Annotated in this window: 10 protein-coding genes; all 10 read right to left on the reverse strand. The window is 65.6% G+C overall.

The genetic code is table 11. The annotated features are described in order from the left end of the window. Positions 1 to 3: 3 nt before the first annotated feature. Complete coding sequence (locus tag E4J89_RS01250) at positions 4 to 843, reverse strand: hypothetical protein (RefSeq protein WP_136784274.1); 840 nt, start codon at positions 841 to 843, stop codon at positions 4 to 6. Beyond that, entirely contained in the window at positions 836 to 1,657 is an 822-nt protein-coding gene (locus E4J89_RS01255) for a CDP-alcohol phosphatidyltransferase family protein (protein ID WP_136784275.1), read from the reverse strand. The genes E4J89_RS01250 and E4J89_RS01255 overlap by 8 nt, the downstream gene beginning before the upstream one ends. After that, positions 1,654 to 2,844, reverse strand: coding sequence for a DUF1972 domain-containing protein (locus tag E4J89_RS01260; RefSeq protein WP_136784276.1), 1,191 nt, complete (start codon positions 2,842 to 2,844; stop codon positions 1,654 to 1,656). Before E4J89_RS01260 ends, E4J89_RS01255 begins: the two co-directional genes overlap by 4 nt. A gap of 66 nt (positions 2,845 to 2,910) precedes the next feature. Continuing rightward, on the reverse strand, positions 2,911 to 3,372 hold the full coding sequence (locus E4J89_RS01265) for an adenylyltransferase/cytidyltransferase family protein (protein ID WP_136784277.1): 462 nt from the start codon (positions 3,370 to 3,372) through the stop codon (positions 2,911 to 2,913). Positions 3,373 to 3,717: 345 nt separating this feature from the next. Further along, positions 3,718 to 4,953 carry an O-antigen ligase family protein gene (locus E4J89_RS01270; protein ID WP_136784278.1) on the reverse strand — a complete coding sequence of 412 codons (1,236 nt, stop codon included), beginning with the start codon at positions 4,951 to 4,953 and terminating at the stop codon, positions 3,718 to 3,720. Beyond that, on the reverse strand, positions 4,946 to 6,328 hold the full coding sequence (locus tag E4J89_RS01275) for a Wzz/FepE/Etk N-terminal domain-containing protein (RefSeq protein ID WP_136784279.1): 1,383 nt from the start codon (positions 6,326 to 6,328) through the stop codon (positions 4,946 to 4,948). The genes E4J89_RS01270 and E4J89_RS01275 overlap by 8 nt, the downstream gene beginning before the upstream one ends. Before the next feature lie 156 nt (positions 6,329 to 6,484). Continuing rightward, positions 6,485 to 11,452 carry a LamG domain-containing protein gene (locus E4J89_RS01280; RefSeq protein WP_136784280.1) on the reverse strand — a complete coding sequence of 1,656 codons (4,968 nt, stop codon included), beginning with the start codon at positions 11,450 to 11,452 and terminating at the stop codon, positions 6,485 to 6,487. After that, on the reverse strand, positions 11,445 to 12,722 hold the full coding sequence (locus E4J89_RS01285) for a hypothetical protein (RefSeq protein ID WP_136784281.1): 1,278 nt from the start codon (positions 12,720 to 12,722) through the stop codon (positions 11,445 to 11,447). Before E4J89_RS01285 ends, E4J89_RS01280 begins: the two co-directional genes overlap by 8 nt. After that, positions 12,719 to 13,351, reverse strand: coding sequence for a DUF4352 domain-containing protein (locus E4J89_RS01290; RefSeq protein ID WP_136784282.1), 633 nt, complete (start codon positions 13,349 to 13,351; stop codon positions 12,719 to 12,721). Before E4J89_RS01290 ends, E4J89_RS01285 begins: the two co-directional genes overlap by 4 nt. A 20-nt stretch (positions 13,352 to 13,371) precedes the next feature. Further along, positions 13,372 to 14,757, reverse strand: a complete 1,386-nt coding sequence (locus tag E4J89_RS01295; protein ID WP_240691618.1) for a sugar transferase — start codon at positions 14,755 to 14,757, stop codon at positions 13,372 to 13,374. Between the last annotated feature and the right edge of the window lie 37 nt (positions 14,758 to 14,794).

Below are 14,794 nucleotides of genomic sequence, written 5' to 3' on the forward strand. Positions count from 1 at the left end.
TAGCTATCCTGCCTTTCTTGGAGCTGCGCCTTCGAACGCAACCACAGACTCGGACGCAGCGTAGTTCAGGTAAATCCGCACCTGACCCCGCTGGTCCTCGGGTACTAGGAAAACAAAGGTGCCGGAGGCCCTCTTGCCCGCCGCGACTTCCAGCGGGAAGAGCTTGGTGCCGGAACCGTCAAGCCGGATGGCGGGTAGCTTTTGCGCGCCTGCCTCCACGGTGATCTCGGCGGTGTCCAGTTTCAGTTCTTGGTCCGAGGTGTTCCGTACTTCCACCACAAAACGGATGGCCGGCCCGGCGATCTGCCCAATGCCTTCCGCCTTGGCTTCGATGGCCTCGATCTTGGAGATCGTGGCGACGCCGCCCGCGACATCGGCGGTCTCCTCCAGTTCGACGGCCGGAGCAACGGGCTTCGGTGTGGCAGCGCGATCGGCGTCCTTGGCCACGGCCAGCGAGCCGGAGGGTGAGTTATCGACGGATCCGTCCCCGGATTCCTTTGCCGCTTCACTGGGCTTCGTTTTGGCCTGGTCGGTCTTCTCCTCCTCGGATTTTTTATCGGACTTCTCCGCATCGTCTTCGGAGGGCGTCACGGTCTCGCCCGTCTGACCGGTCTTTCCGGAAGCTGCCTCCTGGCCCGCCGCGGCGGAAGCCACCGCGCCGTCCGAAGGGGGCGCCGTCGTCGTTCCCGCGCCGGTCCAGGCGGACCAGGCCGCGGCGACGGCCACCGCCGCTCCCGCGACGCCGACCAGAGCGGCCGCAATCCAGCGCTGTTTGCGCCGTCCGCGCTCCGCGTTGCCGGATTCGGGCATGCCGGCCTCGGTTTCGTCGCTGCGTTCAGGCATTCCGTCCACCTCCGTCGGCAGAGGGGACCGCCGGATCCAGACGGCCCAGCTCGCGGAACCACTTCACGCCGGCCAACATGAGGTAGGCCAGGTTCGCTGCGAAGAACAGCGTGTAGAGCCACATGAACAGCACGGGTGCGCCCACGAAGAGGAACACAAAGCAGAAGATTCCGTAGTCTGTCGGCAACAGGGCCAGCGACTTCAGTCTGGACCCGCTGCGCGGTGTGGCGGCGGTGCCGGACTTCAACAAATGCGTCTTCCGGAGCTGTTCGGTGAGGATCATCGTGAAGAAACCCACCCCGTCCACCAAGCAGTAGCCGATCGGGATCAGCAGCCAGGCCGGATCCTCCAACCCGAACGTGCGGTAAGCACAGACCAGGGCAGCAAGATGCACGCTGGAGTTCTTCAGGCTGTCCAGCACATGGTCCAGCCACTCGCCGCTGAGCGAACCCCCTCCGCGCAACCGCGCCACTTGCCCGTCCGCGGAGTCAAACGCATAGCCAACGGCCAGCCCGGCCCACACCACCAGTCCGGCCCAGACCACGGGCCCCGCCGGGCCGTCTGCCCCGCCGTTCGTCGGCGTGAAGGCCAGGAAGGCGATGGCGGACAGGGTGAACAGCGCGCTGATCGCGCTGACCATGTTCGGTGTCAGGTCGGCCCGGTAGGCTGCAGCGGCGAGCAACCTGCCGGCCCGGCGGTTGACCAGCACCGAATAGGCCGGGGCTCCTGGGGCCACCGTTTTCTGCGCCTTGGCCAGGATCCGGACCGTCTCCAGGTAGCCCGGCCGCTCCCGTCCCAGCAACTGGCGGGTCATGCCACACCGGCCGGGGTCCGGTCAGCGGCGGAGGGACGACGGCGGCCACCGGACTGCCGCACCCTGCGTGCGTGGAGATCCCGGCAGAGCTGCTCATAACCGTCGGCGACCACGTCCCAGTCGTATTGTGCGGCGCGCTGCTGCCCCAGCAGGCCCCGGGTCTTGGCGGCCTCCGGACTCGCTTCGGCTTCTGAAGCCAGGGCGGCTGCCTCCGCAACCGTGGAAAAGTAGTTGCCGGTTTCGGCGAGCACCTCGCGGTTGAAGTTCACGTCGAAGGCGTTGGTGGGGGCCGCCGCGCCGATGGCCCGCAGCAACGAGGGATTGGTGCCGCCCACGGAGTGCCCGTGCCAGTAGACCAGTGCGTTGGCATAGAGCTGGTCCAGCAACTCCTGGTCCCACACCCCGCCCAGGAACCTGACCCGCTCGTCTGCCCGGTCCATGACCCGGCGCGTGTACTCGTCGCCATAGGGGCTGCCGCCGACCACCACCAAGGGCAACCGTGCTTCACTGGCAACATAGCCTTCCACGATCAAGTGGACGTGGTTCTCCGGCTCAAAGCGGGCCACCACCAGGTGATAGCGGCCCCGTTCCAGCCCGAGTTCGGCTAGCCGCTCCATCCGTCCCGGGGCAATGAGGGGCGCGCCGTAGGTGATCAGCCGGGTGGCGGCACCGAATTGGTCGCTGTAGTAATCCTGGATGCCGGCGGCGTCTGCGATCAGGGCGTCCGAGCAACGCACCGCCATGGATTCAGCCAGCCGGTAATATTTCCGCCCGACCGGCCCCCACTTGCCCCGCTTCCACTCCAGCCCGTCCACGTGCGTGGCCACTGGAATTCGAGCGGCACGCAGCAGCGGCAGCCACGGGGCGTTCGCTGCGTTGAACACCACGGCGGCGTCTACGCGGTTCGCCGCCAGATGAACGGCTGACAGCCCGGAATGACTCAGCGTCTCCAGGCTGCGGCGGCGCAGCGCGGGAAGGTACACGAGCCGCATGCCGGCGTACTCGCGCAGTGTGGCGTCGGCTCCGGTGGTGTTCCGACAGTAGACCACCACTTCATGGCCGCGGGCAGCCAGCCGCCGGCCGACTTCCTCCACACAGGTCTCGAATCCGCCGTAGCGCGCAGGTACTCCCCTCGTTCCCATCAGCGCGATGCGCAACGGCCTTCGGTCTTCAGGTGATTTTGACATATCCCCATCCCCAGCATGGTTGTGTCTGTGTATGGTGCGGTTACTTGGCCGCAACCCGGCGGTCGGCTACTCATTCACCGCCGTGCCGGACCTGCCCCGGGACGACGGTGTGCCGTCGAGGGTGGCCAGCGCCTGGCGCAGCGCTGTGCTCGAGGTGTGGACGGTGTACGGGAAATAGACCACTGAGACGCCAACAGTGGCGAAATCACGCTCCAGCCGGCGCCCCTTCTCGGTGTCCTTCCAGTCGTCGCCCTTGAAGAAGACGTCGAAACCGACCTCCGCCCAGGTCTGCAGCCGGTCCGGCGAAACCTCGGCCACGGCCCGGTCAACGAAGGTGATGTGGCGGACGATTTCCAAGCGTTCCTGGAGCGGCACCACCGGATAACGGCCCTTGGTCGCGTAGCAGATCTCGTCGGACACCGTACCGGCAATCAGGTAGTCGCACCGTGAGCGTGCTTGGCGAAGGATATTCAGATGGCCAACATGGAACAGATCGAATGCTCCTGCCGCGTAGCCAACTACAGTCATGGTCATTCCCCCAGATGGATCACACATGCATTGCTCAGCGGCGCGGCAACTACCGAATTCAGGGATCGTTTGGCCGCTCCGCTGCCCCAAGCCACAGCCTAGGAAAAATCAGCTGAGGGCACATGAGTGAGTGGTACGTAAGTCAACCGGACCCATTACTCGCAGCAGGTCGCGCAGTACTGATAGTGACCCGGCATGTACTCACAGCAGGCGGGCGCTGCCCTGCACATTGTGGAAGATCGGCCGGGTCGGAATGGCCTGCCTCTGGTGGCCTCCCGTCCGAGGCCTCAAGGCCTGGGTCTCAAAAGCCGGGGTTTCAGGGCCGAGGCCTCAAAGGCCGGGGCCTCAGAACCGGGATGGTGACGTGGCGGGGTATTCCTTCGGACCCGGGAAAGCGGAGCCGGCCGCTGCACCCGGCGGGCTGCCTGCGCTGGCCTTTTCCAGCAGCACGGACAAGGTGAAGAAAACCACGAAGTCTACGCTGGCATCAACCAGTCCGTTCTCGGTCACGCTGCGGAACAGGATGAACAGCAGCGCCCCGTTGGTGAACGTGCCGAGGTGTGGCGTGCGCAGGCTGTCCCAGCAGGTGAGCACCACCCACACGGCCAGCAGCGCAGTTCCGACCAGCCCGGCCTGGGCCAGCGCGGAGATCCAGCTGGAGTCGAAAACCTGCTCATCCCAGTATTGGCCGGCCACCGCAATCTGCTTCACCGAGAGCCCGCTGCCCAGCCACCTTTGCCAGGTATGGAAGGGGATCTCCAGCACCGCTTCCCAGCTGATGGTGCGGGAATTGAGTGTGACCAGCGACGAGCTGTCCCCCCTGGTCACGATGTTGGCCAGGGTAGGCGTGTACGCGATGATTGCGACGGCGGTGGGCACCGCGATGAGCACCATGGCGGCGACGGCGATCGGTGGCCTGCGCACCTGCAGCAGCACCACAAGCATCGCTGCGACCAAAGCGAACAGTGCCGTCCTGGATCCGGTGGCCAAAACCAGGCCCGAAAGCCCGGCGAAAACAGCCACGAGTTTGCCCGAGCCGCGCCCGTGGACGATCTCGTGCAGCACGCCCAGGGCGGGAAGGCCGCACAGCGAGGCAATGTCGTTGGGCGACAACGGCGGGATGCCTCCGCCCAGCCTTCCCCCGGAGAGCATCAGCCCGAGGCCGGTGATGGCGCTGAATGCTCCCACCACCGCCATGGCCGCCAGCAGTGTTTTCACCGCCAACCGGGCGGGAAACGAGAGCAGCAGCATGATCACGGTAGCGGCCAGCAGCACCACGCGCAGCGCCAGTACCGTGGAAGGCGCCGTGGTGCCCTGAGCGTAGGCGCCGATCGATGATACCGCCACGATTAACAGCAACAGGCCCAGGGAGCGTCCGCCCACTGGTTGCCGCACCGGGGTACGGATGAGCACAACCACGGCTGCCAGCAGGGCGACGCACTGGATCATTGCCTTGATCACCACAACCGGATCGGCGCCTCCGCTGTAGATGCTGCCCTGACGCCAACGCACCAGGCTGACGACCACGAGCAGCCAGATCAAAAACGGGACAACTGCCCGCTTGACGCCGGTTTCAGGCATTCACGTCAGCGTCGCGGACCCGCGAATGCCGGCCGGCCACTGCCTCCGCCTGATGGATGAGCGGCACGGCGGAAGGCCGCCTGCGCAACGGCACCCCCGTCATGACCACTCCTTGCGGCGAACTCCCGGCCGCGGCCAGTTCCGCAAAAGTCCGGCGCAAATCGTCCCTCTTGGTCTTGCCGTAGCGGCAGATCACCAGCGTGTAGTCCGCGGAAGGAGCCAACTGCTGCGCGTTCAAGGGGCTGGACGTTACGGCGCTTTCGGCCAGCGTCATGTCGAATCGCACCTTGAGTTCGTCCAGGACGGGCACGGCTTGGCGCGCCCTGTCGAGGCTGCGGCCCTTCGTGTTCGCAGAACTGCCCGGCAAGATATAGGAGACGGACTCGGACTCGGTGGTCCTGATGACGGCGGGCAGGTTCGTCTTCCCGCTGAGGACTTCGGTCAGCCCAGCGCCGTCTTGTTCGTGTCCGAAGGCCGGCGGCAGCGTGGAGTCCGCCTCCAAAACGCAGACGTCCTTACCCAGCTCCGCCACCATAAGCGCGAAGTTCCTGCGTTGGAAAGTAGCGCCGGCGCGCGTGGAAGCAGGTACCAACAACAGCAATGGCGGCAGCGCCGTTCGCCCCGCCAGCAGCAGGTTGGTGAGGAGTTCGCGGTGCGCCAACCAATGCTTGCTGTTGCTAGGCCACTCGCCCGGTTTACCGTCCCGGCCGCGGTAGCGGGGAAGCTGCCCCACTACCGCCATGCCGACGGCGGACTGAACGTCTCGGCTGGTTCGAAGGCGGGAGTCTAGCCGGAAGGCAGCGATGGCGAACAGCAGGCCGCCGGACAGTCCGACCAGCGCTCCCACGGCCACATTCAAAACGGTCCGCGGCGAAGCAGGGCTGGACGGCGCCGAGGCCGGGACTGTCAGCTCCGGGACGACGGTAACCCTGCTGTCTCCGGATGTGGTTTCCAGCCGCTGGATGTGCTGGCCCAGGTGTTCTGCCACCGCATTGGCGATGTCCGCCGCCATTTGCGGTTCGGACGACTCGGCGCTGACGTTGAGGAAGACCGTCTCCAACGGGTTGTCCGCCGCAATGCTGTCCCTGAGTTCGCTCAGGCTGAGATCGAGGTCCAGTTCGCGGATCACCGGTTCCAAGACTTCCGGGCTCTTGACCAGGCTCGGATAGGACTTGACCCGTTGCAGGCTGAACTGGGATCTTTCATAGGCCGAACCCGAGCCTGTTTCAACCTTCACGAACAAGGTGGCATGCGCCTCGTAGACCCGGGGCATTGCATTGCTTGCTGCCAAGGCACCGGCGATGCCTGCCAGCGTCAAGACAAGGATGATGACCCAGCGGCTCACGAATGCCCGGCCGTAGTCGCGCAAATCCATTGCTCCCACCTTTCCAGTGCCCCAACCGGAGGTGTACACAACATAGCACCCGCGGCACACCGGCGGCGGGTGCGTTTCCGCACCGTTACCTTCCTCCTTAGTCCCGTCCGGCCGGTCGCGCCATCGACGACCGGCCGGCGAGTGTGTTCGTTGGTATCACTCGGCCCTGGTCTGGCCCACCCACAGGTTGTCCCATAGGGAGTGGACCGGTGCGTTGGTGGCCGAGCCTGACAGGTAGGCTCCGAGTCCGATCCGTCCCGGCACCTGCAGGGCGGACGTCGAGTCGGCCGCGGTCAACTGCCACTGCCCGGGTTCGGAGGAGCCCTGGCCCCAAATCTTGAAGCGTATCTGGGTCGGCGACGTCCCGGTTGCCTGCACTCTGGCGTTCAGCAGGTCCCCTGGCTGGATCGTGAGGCCGGAAATGACCGTCTCGTTGGCGATGAACGTTTCCACGCCGTTGAGGACGCGGTACAGGCTGACCGCTACTTGGCCGCTGGCGCGGAACCGCACGGCCGCCTCGTATCTGCCCACGTCCGGAACCTCGCGGACCACGATGTGGTTGTAGACACCGCCTCCGGTGGCGGCCTTGTCGTTGCCAAGCTGGACGGCGATTTCCGTGTCGCTGGCCTCGACTCCCGGCAAAGTGACCCTCGGCCCGGCACCCGGGCTGCCCATCCGCAGCTTGCCTTGGCCGTCTGTCACGCTCAAGTTGGCGGCCGATCCCAGGCGCTGCCAGGCTCCGCCTTGGTCCGCTTGGCCCCAACCGCCCGTGGCGTTGCGGCCGAACGAATCCTGCGCGTAGGTGAGCGGACCCTGGCTGCCCTCCACGGAAACGGTCCCGGTGACCGTTGCCTCGGCGCCGGCGTTGTCGGTAACGGTCAGGGTCACCTCGTAGTCGCCTGAAGCGCCGTACTGGTGCTCGACCGTGGCCCCCGTTCCCTGGCTGCCGTCGCCGAAGTCCCAGGCGTAGGATTCCACCGTGCCGTCCGGATCGCTGGATCCGGCGGCGTCAAAAGCGACGTTTAGCCCGTCCGCCGTGGACTGGTAGACGGCCACCGGAGCAGCATTGGCGACGGTGATCTCTTCGGAATAGCTGCTGGTCCCGCCGTTGCTGCCCGTCACCACGAGGGTGACCGTGTAGGTGCCGTCGGCAGCGAAGGCGTGGCTGACCGTGGCGCCAGCAGCGCGCTCGCCGTCGCCGAAGTCCCACGCGTAACCGGTCACCGTGCCGTTGGGCGAACCGGAGCCGGACGCGTCCAGCCGGATGGTCCTGCCGGTGACCTCCTTGCTGAAGACAGCGCCGGGCCCTTCGGGCACGTTCACGGTCACGCTTTGGCTCGCCGTACTCCTGGCGCCCAAGTCGTCAGTCACGGTGAGCACTGCTTCATAGGTGCCGGCCTGTGCATAGCGATGGGAGACTGTCTTGCCGCTACCGGTACTGCCGTCACCGAAATCCCAGGCGTACCCGGAAACCCCGCCATCCGGATCGTCCGATCCGCCCGCATCGAAGGCAGCGTCCAGCCCATCGGTGCTGAAGCTAAACACCGCGGACGGCTCGGCATTAGCCACCACCAACTGAACCGTGGCGGCGGCCGACGCTCCGTCATTGTCCGTAACGGTCAGGGTTACCTGGTATTCGCCGCCGGCTGCATAGCGGTGGACTGGGTCGACGCCGGTCCCCGTACTGCCGTCGCCAAAGTCCCAGGCATAGCCGGCGATCGTGCCGTCGGAATCTGCCGAGCCGGTGGCGTCGAAAGAAACCCGTAGCCCGGTGGAGGTACTGGTCAAAGCCGCCGTCGGAGCCGCGTTCGGTCGGACGGTGGTCACCTCCGCCTGCTTGCTCGCCGTGGCACCGCCATCGTCCTTGACAGTCAGGGTGACCGTGAACGTTCCCACCTCGTTGTAGAGGTGCTGGATGCCGGCCCCTTCACCCGTTGTACCGTCGCCAAAGTCCCAACTGTAAGCGACAATCCGGCCGTCTGCGTCGGAGGAGTCCCGGGCATCGAAGACCACGTTCTTGCCGTCCACGACGCTGGTGAAGTCGGCGACCGGGGCCTTGTTCAGGGTGCCGCCGAAGGCGTAGTGCGCCTGCACCTGTTCCAGGGTCAGGGAGGTCGAATAGACCGCGGCTTCATCTATGGTCCCCGCGAAATAGCCGCTGGAGGCCCCGTCCCAGACCCGATCCCCGCCGATGCGCCAGTAGCCGGTGTAGGGTTCGGCGGCGGTCTGCGGATGTGAGCCGGTCAGCATCCCGTCCACATACAGCTTCATGCCCGCCCCGGACTGGGTCGCCACCACGTGGTGCCACTTGTCGTCGTTGTACGGCAGTGCGGTGGTGATGGTGTTCATCGCTCCGGTATACGTGCCGAAGGTCAGTTTTCCGTCGTCGCGCATATAGACGTGGCGATCGTAGCTGTTGGAGAGCCCGGTGTTCGAGTTGCCGAAGCCGATGATCTTGCCGCCCCGGACGGTGCCGGTCTTGAACCACGCTTCCGCGGAGTACACCCTGGGGTTGTTGACGGCGCTGCTGGCGGCGGCCATGCCGCTGGCGCCGTCAAAGGCGAACGCTTTGCCGCCCGGTCCGCTGATGACGCCGGGCACTCCCACCGTGACACCGCCCGCGACGCGGGCCGGGTTGCCGTACAGGCTGGTGTCCGCTGCGGTGGGACCGCTGGCGTCCTCGAGCCGCCAGTAGAGGGAAGGATCGTCAGCGTACACCGCGGCCCCGTACCCGTCCGTCGGCACCGGAGCGATGTCCGGCGTGCGCCCGCTGGCCCGATAATGGTTGGCCACGGTCAGCCGGTCAAGCACTGTCGGATAGATGGCCACGTCGTCGAGGTTGCCGGTGAAGCGGCTCGAGCTCGGCTGGCTCGGCCACCCGTTGAGATTGTCGCCGCCAATCCGCCAGTAGCCACCGTATTTCTGCCCGGAGGTCACATCTGAGCGATCGGCCACGCGCACGCCGTCAACATAAAGCACCATGCCCTGGGGCCCCAGGGTGGCAGTCAGCTGGTGCCATTGGCCGTCGTTGTAGCTCTTCGACGAGTTCACCGTGGCGGCATAGCCCAGCCAGGTTCCAAACCACAGCCGGCCGGAATTATCCATCCAGACGTGGCGGTCATAGCTGCCCGAGTCACCGGTGCGCGTATTGCCATAGCCCGCGATCTTGCCGCCCCTGGTGGACGTGGTCTGGAACCAGGTCTCCAGCGAGAAGGTATCCGGTGCCGGGGCGAAGTTCCGGGTGGCGATCGACGCCGTGCCGGCACCGCTGAAGCCTGCTGCGGTGTCGCCGGGCATCGCCCCTTCGACGGGGCGGGTGACCCCGTCGCCGGCATCGCCGTCGTTGAACCCGGCATGGTCGAAGGCGACTGTGCCGGAGGTTTCATTCAGCGGATAGTAGGTGGATGCCCCGTCCGCCTTGATGACGTCGCCGTAAGCGTTCGGCGCCGTGGCGGCTACCGTCACCGGGGCGGACCGCGGCCCGATGTACTCATTGCCGGCGGGATCCTTGACCCTGATTCGATAAGTGTGTGTGGCCCCCGGCGTCCGCCCCGTGTCGATGAAACCGATGGACTTTTTCTTCCACCAGATGGAGGGTTCGTTCAGGGTCGCGATGGCCGTGAGGCTGTTGTCCCGCAGGACTTCGTAGGTCAGCGTTGCGTCGTCGTAGTCCCAGGTGGTGGGCCAGGCGACGCGGACAGATCCGGCCGAGAGCGAAACGGTCGACGGCTTGAGGTCGGCGGTGTACTCGGGCCGGATCTTGTTCGGTGCGACGGTGCGGGAAGCAAAGACGGCCAGCCCCTGCTGCGCGACGCCGTTCACCGTGGTGAACTCTCCGCCGGCCACCAGATAGGTGTCGTTGTTGGCCAGCGCCCACCCGCCTTGGTATTGGCCGGTGAAGAAGCCGGTGTTGAGTGCCGGATACCAGTGCAGCAGCGTGGGAACAGGCTGGCCGGAGTATGTACTGTTGCTGCCCGGCGGCGCTTGGTCCGTTCCGGTAGCAAAGGTGGTCTCCGCGAGCGCCCGCTTCCAGACCTGCGGATCCTCCTCCGGGAACTCGCCCAGCGAAGAACAGTCATGCGCGTGCGAGACGCTGTACATGACCTGGTCCATCACCGCGATGTCTGAGGTGGAGCCGTAGCAGTTGTCCATCCAGATCAGGTCGCCGGTCGCGAAGTCGGCGGCGAACCGGCCGTCGAACCAGTGCCCGCCCATTCCGTTGGCCCCGGCGTAGACAACCCCGTCCTTTTCGATCATCTGGGTTACCCACGAGGTGTCGACGCCTCGGGTTTGCGGGATCGGAGTGCTGCTCCAGGGCAGCGATGCACCAGTGATTCCGTTGACGGCCCCGATGCCGATTTTGCGCTCGCCATTGAGATTCTGGAACCGGCCTCCAATAACGACCCGGCTGTTGTCGGCCGAGGCGATGACGCCGTGCACGATGCTGTCCGCGGCTGGAGCCCACGGCAGGAGCGCGCCGTTGGATCGATTGAGGGCAGCGACATTCTGTCGGGGCTGGCCTCCCGCGCTGCCGAAGGAGCCGCCGATGTAGACCGTGCTCCCGGTGACGGAGATGGTCTCCACCTGGCCGCCGACGCTGGTGCCGAAGCTTTGCAGAGCCCCTGTGCCGAGGTCAAATGTTGCGATCTTGCTGCGCGGCTGGCCGCCGACCGCGCTGAAGTCCCCGCCGACGAAAATCTGCGTCTTGTCCGGGCTGATTTCCACCTCTTTGCCCTGGGCATTCAGGTTCGGATTCCACGGCAGGATTTTCCCGGTGCTGATCTCAAACGCCATGGCGTTATTCCGGAGGACTTCGCCTGCGCCGCCGGCGGCAACCCCGGACGGCCGGGCCCGGGTAAAGCTGCCGACGGCGTAGGCGGTGTTCCCGTTCACCGCGGTGCTCCAGACGACGCCGTTGATTTGAGGGGTGGGTAAGACGTCCGCGCTCACCGTCTGCGGCAGCACCGTGCCTTCCTGCGTTGAGTCCGCAGCGTGCGCCGGTAATGCGGCAAACAGGCTGGCCAGCATGGCGCCAGCGACAAGGAGCACCTGGCTGCGCCGGATACGTCCCCGACTGGCGGAGGCGCCGGGGTAAACATCGACGTGCCGTTTAGATTCAGACATGCGTACCCGACTGCCTTTCGTAAGGTGACGTTATGCGGGCTGTCCGCATCTCGTCCCGTGTCAGCGGAACCAACAGAAGAAGTCGAATGGCGACACCGCCGAGGGCTGACCCCAGCGCCGCTGCCCACGGAGCAAGCGCGAATTCCCCGGTCAGGTGCAAGACCAGAACAACGCAGGCCAGCGACAGGACCGTGTCAGCCAACCGCAGCGCGAAAACACGCTTGGCGCTCCCCTTGATGGCAGCCAGTGCCCCATAGGGCGAAACGAGGGCCACTGAGGCGGCATAGGCCAGCCAGCCGGCAACTGCGAGGAAGTTGGGGGTCTGGCCAGTTGCCAGCGGTCCGGCAACGGGCAGCGCCCACAGCGCTAGGGCAGCGCCTGCGGCAGTGATGCCCAGAACCGCGAGGATGGCGCGGTCGGCTTGCGCCAGCAGGGCTGCAACCGTGGAGGCCCTGTTCTTCGCGTAGGCCGCGAAGAGGTAGGAAGAAATCCCGCCCACGAAAAGCATGGCCGGAGCCGCGTAAATACGCGCAATCTCCAGTTGGCCCGTGGCCGCGAGTGAGACCAGAACCAGGAGCGCCAGCCGCGTGGAGGTCATGAGGCCCGGTCGAAGCATCTGCTGGGCCGCTCGCCACGATCCGTAGGCTGCCACGGCTTTCCAATCCGCGCCGTTGAGCCGCACCAGGTAGCGGTCCGGCCCCGGGACCAGCAGTGCGCCTACAACTATTCCCGCTGCCTGGCCGCAGGCGATCGCGGCCAGGTATCCGGTCAGCGACGGCTGCCCGTTCACATTCTGCAGCCACACTATGGACAGTGCGACGCAGGTGACCGACAGATCCATCACGACAATCCGCGCGAAGCCGAGATGTGCCATCAGCAGCCGACGGAGCACATCCTCCACAAGGTACGCCGCAACGGCCAGGCCGAGCAGTAGTGCTTCCATTCCGGACACGAAGCCGATGGTGAGGCTAACGACCGGCACCAGGACACCGCAGGCACAGCTCAACGTCAGCAGCCACAGCTGCATCCCGGCCCGGAGTCTTCTGCCCGAGCGGTCCAGCACGGTGAGGGAATCTCCAACAAAACCGCTCGTCGTCGCCGCGCAGAGCACCAGCACACCGTAAAGGACGCCCAGTTTGCCCAGCTCTTCGATCCCCAGAGTCCTGGCCGCAAGGGCCATAATCAGGAAACTGCCGACTGCCTGGCTGCCTTGGGCAGCCAGCGCCCAAAAGGCGCCGGTCAGGGAAGCAGGTATCCGCCTGGCGATCATGGCAGATCACCCGTGAAGGAGGCCGGAGCGTGGGTGCCGTTGAGGTCAAGGTACAGCACCGTTTTCGGTGCATCCTCAGGGACCAAGAAGGCATACGTTCCTTCCGCCGAAGCGCCGGCAGCCACGGTGCCGACCAGATCCGCTACCTGGACGCCGGTGTAAAGCGGCGCGGCCGGTATCTGATCGGAGCCGTACAGCAGAGTGGGCACTACTGCCGCTAGATCCAGCGTTTCCGCCGAACCGTTGCGGACCGTGACCGTGAAGCGCACGTAGCGTGCCCCGGTCATCGCGCCGGCGCCCTGCTCGGTGACCACTCCCTCGCTGAAGTTGCCGGTCGAAACGGTGACCCCGTCGTCGTACTTCGCTTGGCCGGCGAAACTGGCGGCTGAGACCGCTATTCGTTTCTGCTTCCCGCTCTTCCCGCGGTCAACCATGGCGAACCCGGGCTTCTTGGCCTCGTAGGCAGGGCCCCCGATGGGGCCCTTAGGCTGCCCTGCTTCCGGACTCGGTCTGGGGTCATCGATTGGCGCCGCCGAAGCGCCTGCGGTTCCCGGCCCCGGGTGCTGCTCTGCGACGGCGGCTGCATTGGAACACGCGGTCAAGGCGGCGATCAGGGCTGCGGCGGCCATGAGGCGCCCACCTCTTTTCATCAGTAGGCCCCCACGGGATTCAGCATGACTTTCGCTGTCCGCCACATGATGATCAGGTCGCCCAAGACCGACCAGTTCTCCACGTAATAGAGGTCCAGTCGGACGCTCTCCTCCCAGTTCAGGTCAGAGCGTCCGTTGATCTGCCACAGTCCGGTGCAGCCCGGCTTGATGAAGAGGCGCCGGTGGGTATGGGTTTCGTATTTGCTGACTTCATCGTGCAGAGGCGGGCGCGGACCCACCAGGGACATGTCCCCTCGCAAGACGTTGTATAGCTGCGGCAACTCGTCCAGCGAATACTTCCGGATCCAGCGGCCAACCCGGGTGACCCTGGGGTCGTCCCGAAGCTTGAAGAGGACTGAGTTGCCTTCGTTCAAATGCTTGAGTTGTGCAAGTTCGTCTTCTGCGCTGTCCACCATCGAGCGCAGCTTGTACATCCGGAAGGTCCGTCCGCCCTTGCCCACTCGCTCTTGGACGAAAAAGCCAGGGCCGCGGCTGTCCAGCTTCACGGCCGCCACCAGGATGGCGATGACCGGGGCAAGGATGGTCAGCGCGATGAGTGATCCAACGACGTCGAGACAGCGCTTGATGACGTGCCGGCCACCGGTGAATGACGGCAGTTCGACATGCATCAACGGCAGGCCTTCAACCGGCCGAACGCGAATGCGCGGTCCGGCCACGTTGGTGAGGGCGGAGGCAACTACCAGTTCGGTGGAGGTCTTCTCCAGGTCCCAGCTGAGCCGCTGGATGTACCCGTTCCCGCGGTGTAATTGTCCGGCGACTATGACCGCGTCGGCGCCGCTGGCAGCTACGGCGTCTTGGATCGTATCCAGATTCCCCAGGACAGGCACGGCGTTCTTTCCGACCTGCAGGGCCGGGAACTTCAGCTTTCCTTCCAGCGCCACACCGACGACGTCGTAGGCGGCACCGGATTTTCGGGCGATTTGCGCCACCACGTAGCCCACGTCGTGGCGGTTCCCCATCACGATGACCTTGGACAGATAGTGCCCGAAGCGGCTCTGGTAGTTGAGCCAGCGCCGCCAGGACCATCGCCCCGCCAGTAGCAAGATCAGCCCCGCGGGCCAGGTCAGGAAGAAGAATCCGCGCGGGCCGGGAGCGTCCAGGAACACGTAGCACACAGCCACCAGTCCGAACGTCGCTGCGCTGGCGTCCACGACGCGCTTGTACTCGCCCGCACCGACGCCGATCAGCCTGGGATCCCGGGTGCGCATCAGGCTGGTCATCCCGAACCACACCACGGCGATGAATCCCGCAACCGCGGCGGGGCCGAGGACGGCTCGTGACGATTGCTCGCCGGCCGAATCCAGCCAGATCGTCGAAGCCACCATCGTCGCGGCGATCAGCAAACCATCCGTGAGTCGGAGCATCAGCAGGTAGCGCCGGCGCCACGCAACTCCGGAATGA

Origin of the sequence: Arthrobacter sp. CAU 1506 (assembly GCF_005047635.1) — a bacterium.
Classification (GTDB): domain Bacteria; phylum Actinomycetota; class Actinomycetes; order Actinomycetales; family Micrococcaceae; genus Crystallibacter.

What these genes read in the sequence shown, in the direction of transcription:
- E4J89_RS01250 (WP_136784274.1), bottom strand. Translation starts at nt 843, where the DNA reads ATGCCTGAACGCAGCGACGAAACCGAGGCCGGCATGCCCGAATCCGGC.
- E4J89_RS01255 (WP_136784275.1), bottom strand. Translation starts at nt 1,657, where the DNA reads ATGACCCGCCAGTTGCTGGGACGGGAGCGGCCGGGCTACCTGGAGACG.
- E4J89_RS01260 (WP_136784276.1), bottom strand. Translation starts at nt 2,844, where the DNA reads ATGTCAAAATCACCTGAAGACCGAAGGCCGTTGCGCATCGCGCTGATG.
- E4J89_RS01265 (WP_136784277.1), bottom strand. Translation starts at nt 3,372, where the DNA reads ATGACTGTAGTTGGCTACGCGGCAGGAGCATTCGATCTGTTCCATGTT.
- E4J89_RS01270 (WP_136784278.1), bottom strand. Translation starts at nt 4,953, where the DNA reads ATGCCTGAAACCGGCGTCAAGCGGGCAGTTGTCCCGTTTTTGATCTGG.
- E4J89_RS01275 (WP_136784279.1), bottom strand. Translation starts at nt 6,328, where the DNA reads ATGGATTTGCGCGACTACGGCCGGGCATTCGTGAGCCGCTGGGTCATC.
- E4J89_RS01280 (WP_136784280.1), bottom strand. Translation starts at nt 11,452, where the DNA reads ATGTCTGAATCTAAACGGCACGTCGATGTTTACCCCGGCGCCTCCGCC.
- E4J89_RS01285 (WP_136784281.1), bottom strand. Translation starts at nt 12,722, where the DNA reads ATGATCGCCAGGCGGATACCTGCTTCCCTGACCGGCGCCTTTTGGGCG.
- E4J89_RS01290 (WP_136784282.1), bottom strand. Translation starts at nt 13,351, where the DNA reads ATGGCCGCCGCAGCCCTGATCGCCGCCTTGACCGCGTGTTCCAATGCA.
- E4J89_RS01295 (WP_240691618.1), bottom strand. Translation starts at nt 14,757, where the DNA reads ATGCTCCGACTCACGGATGGTTTGCTGATCGCCGCGACGATGGTGGCT.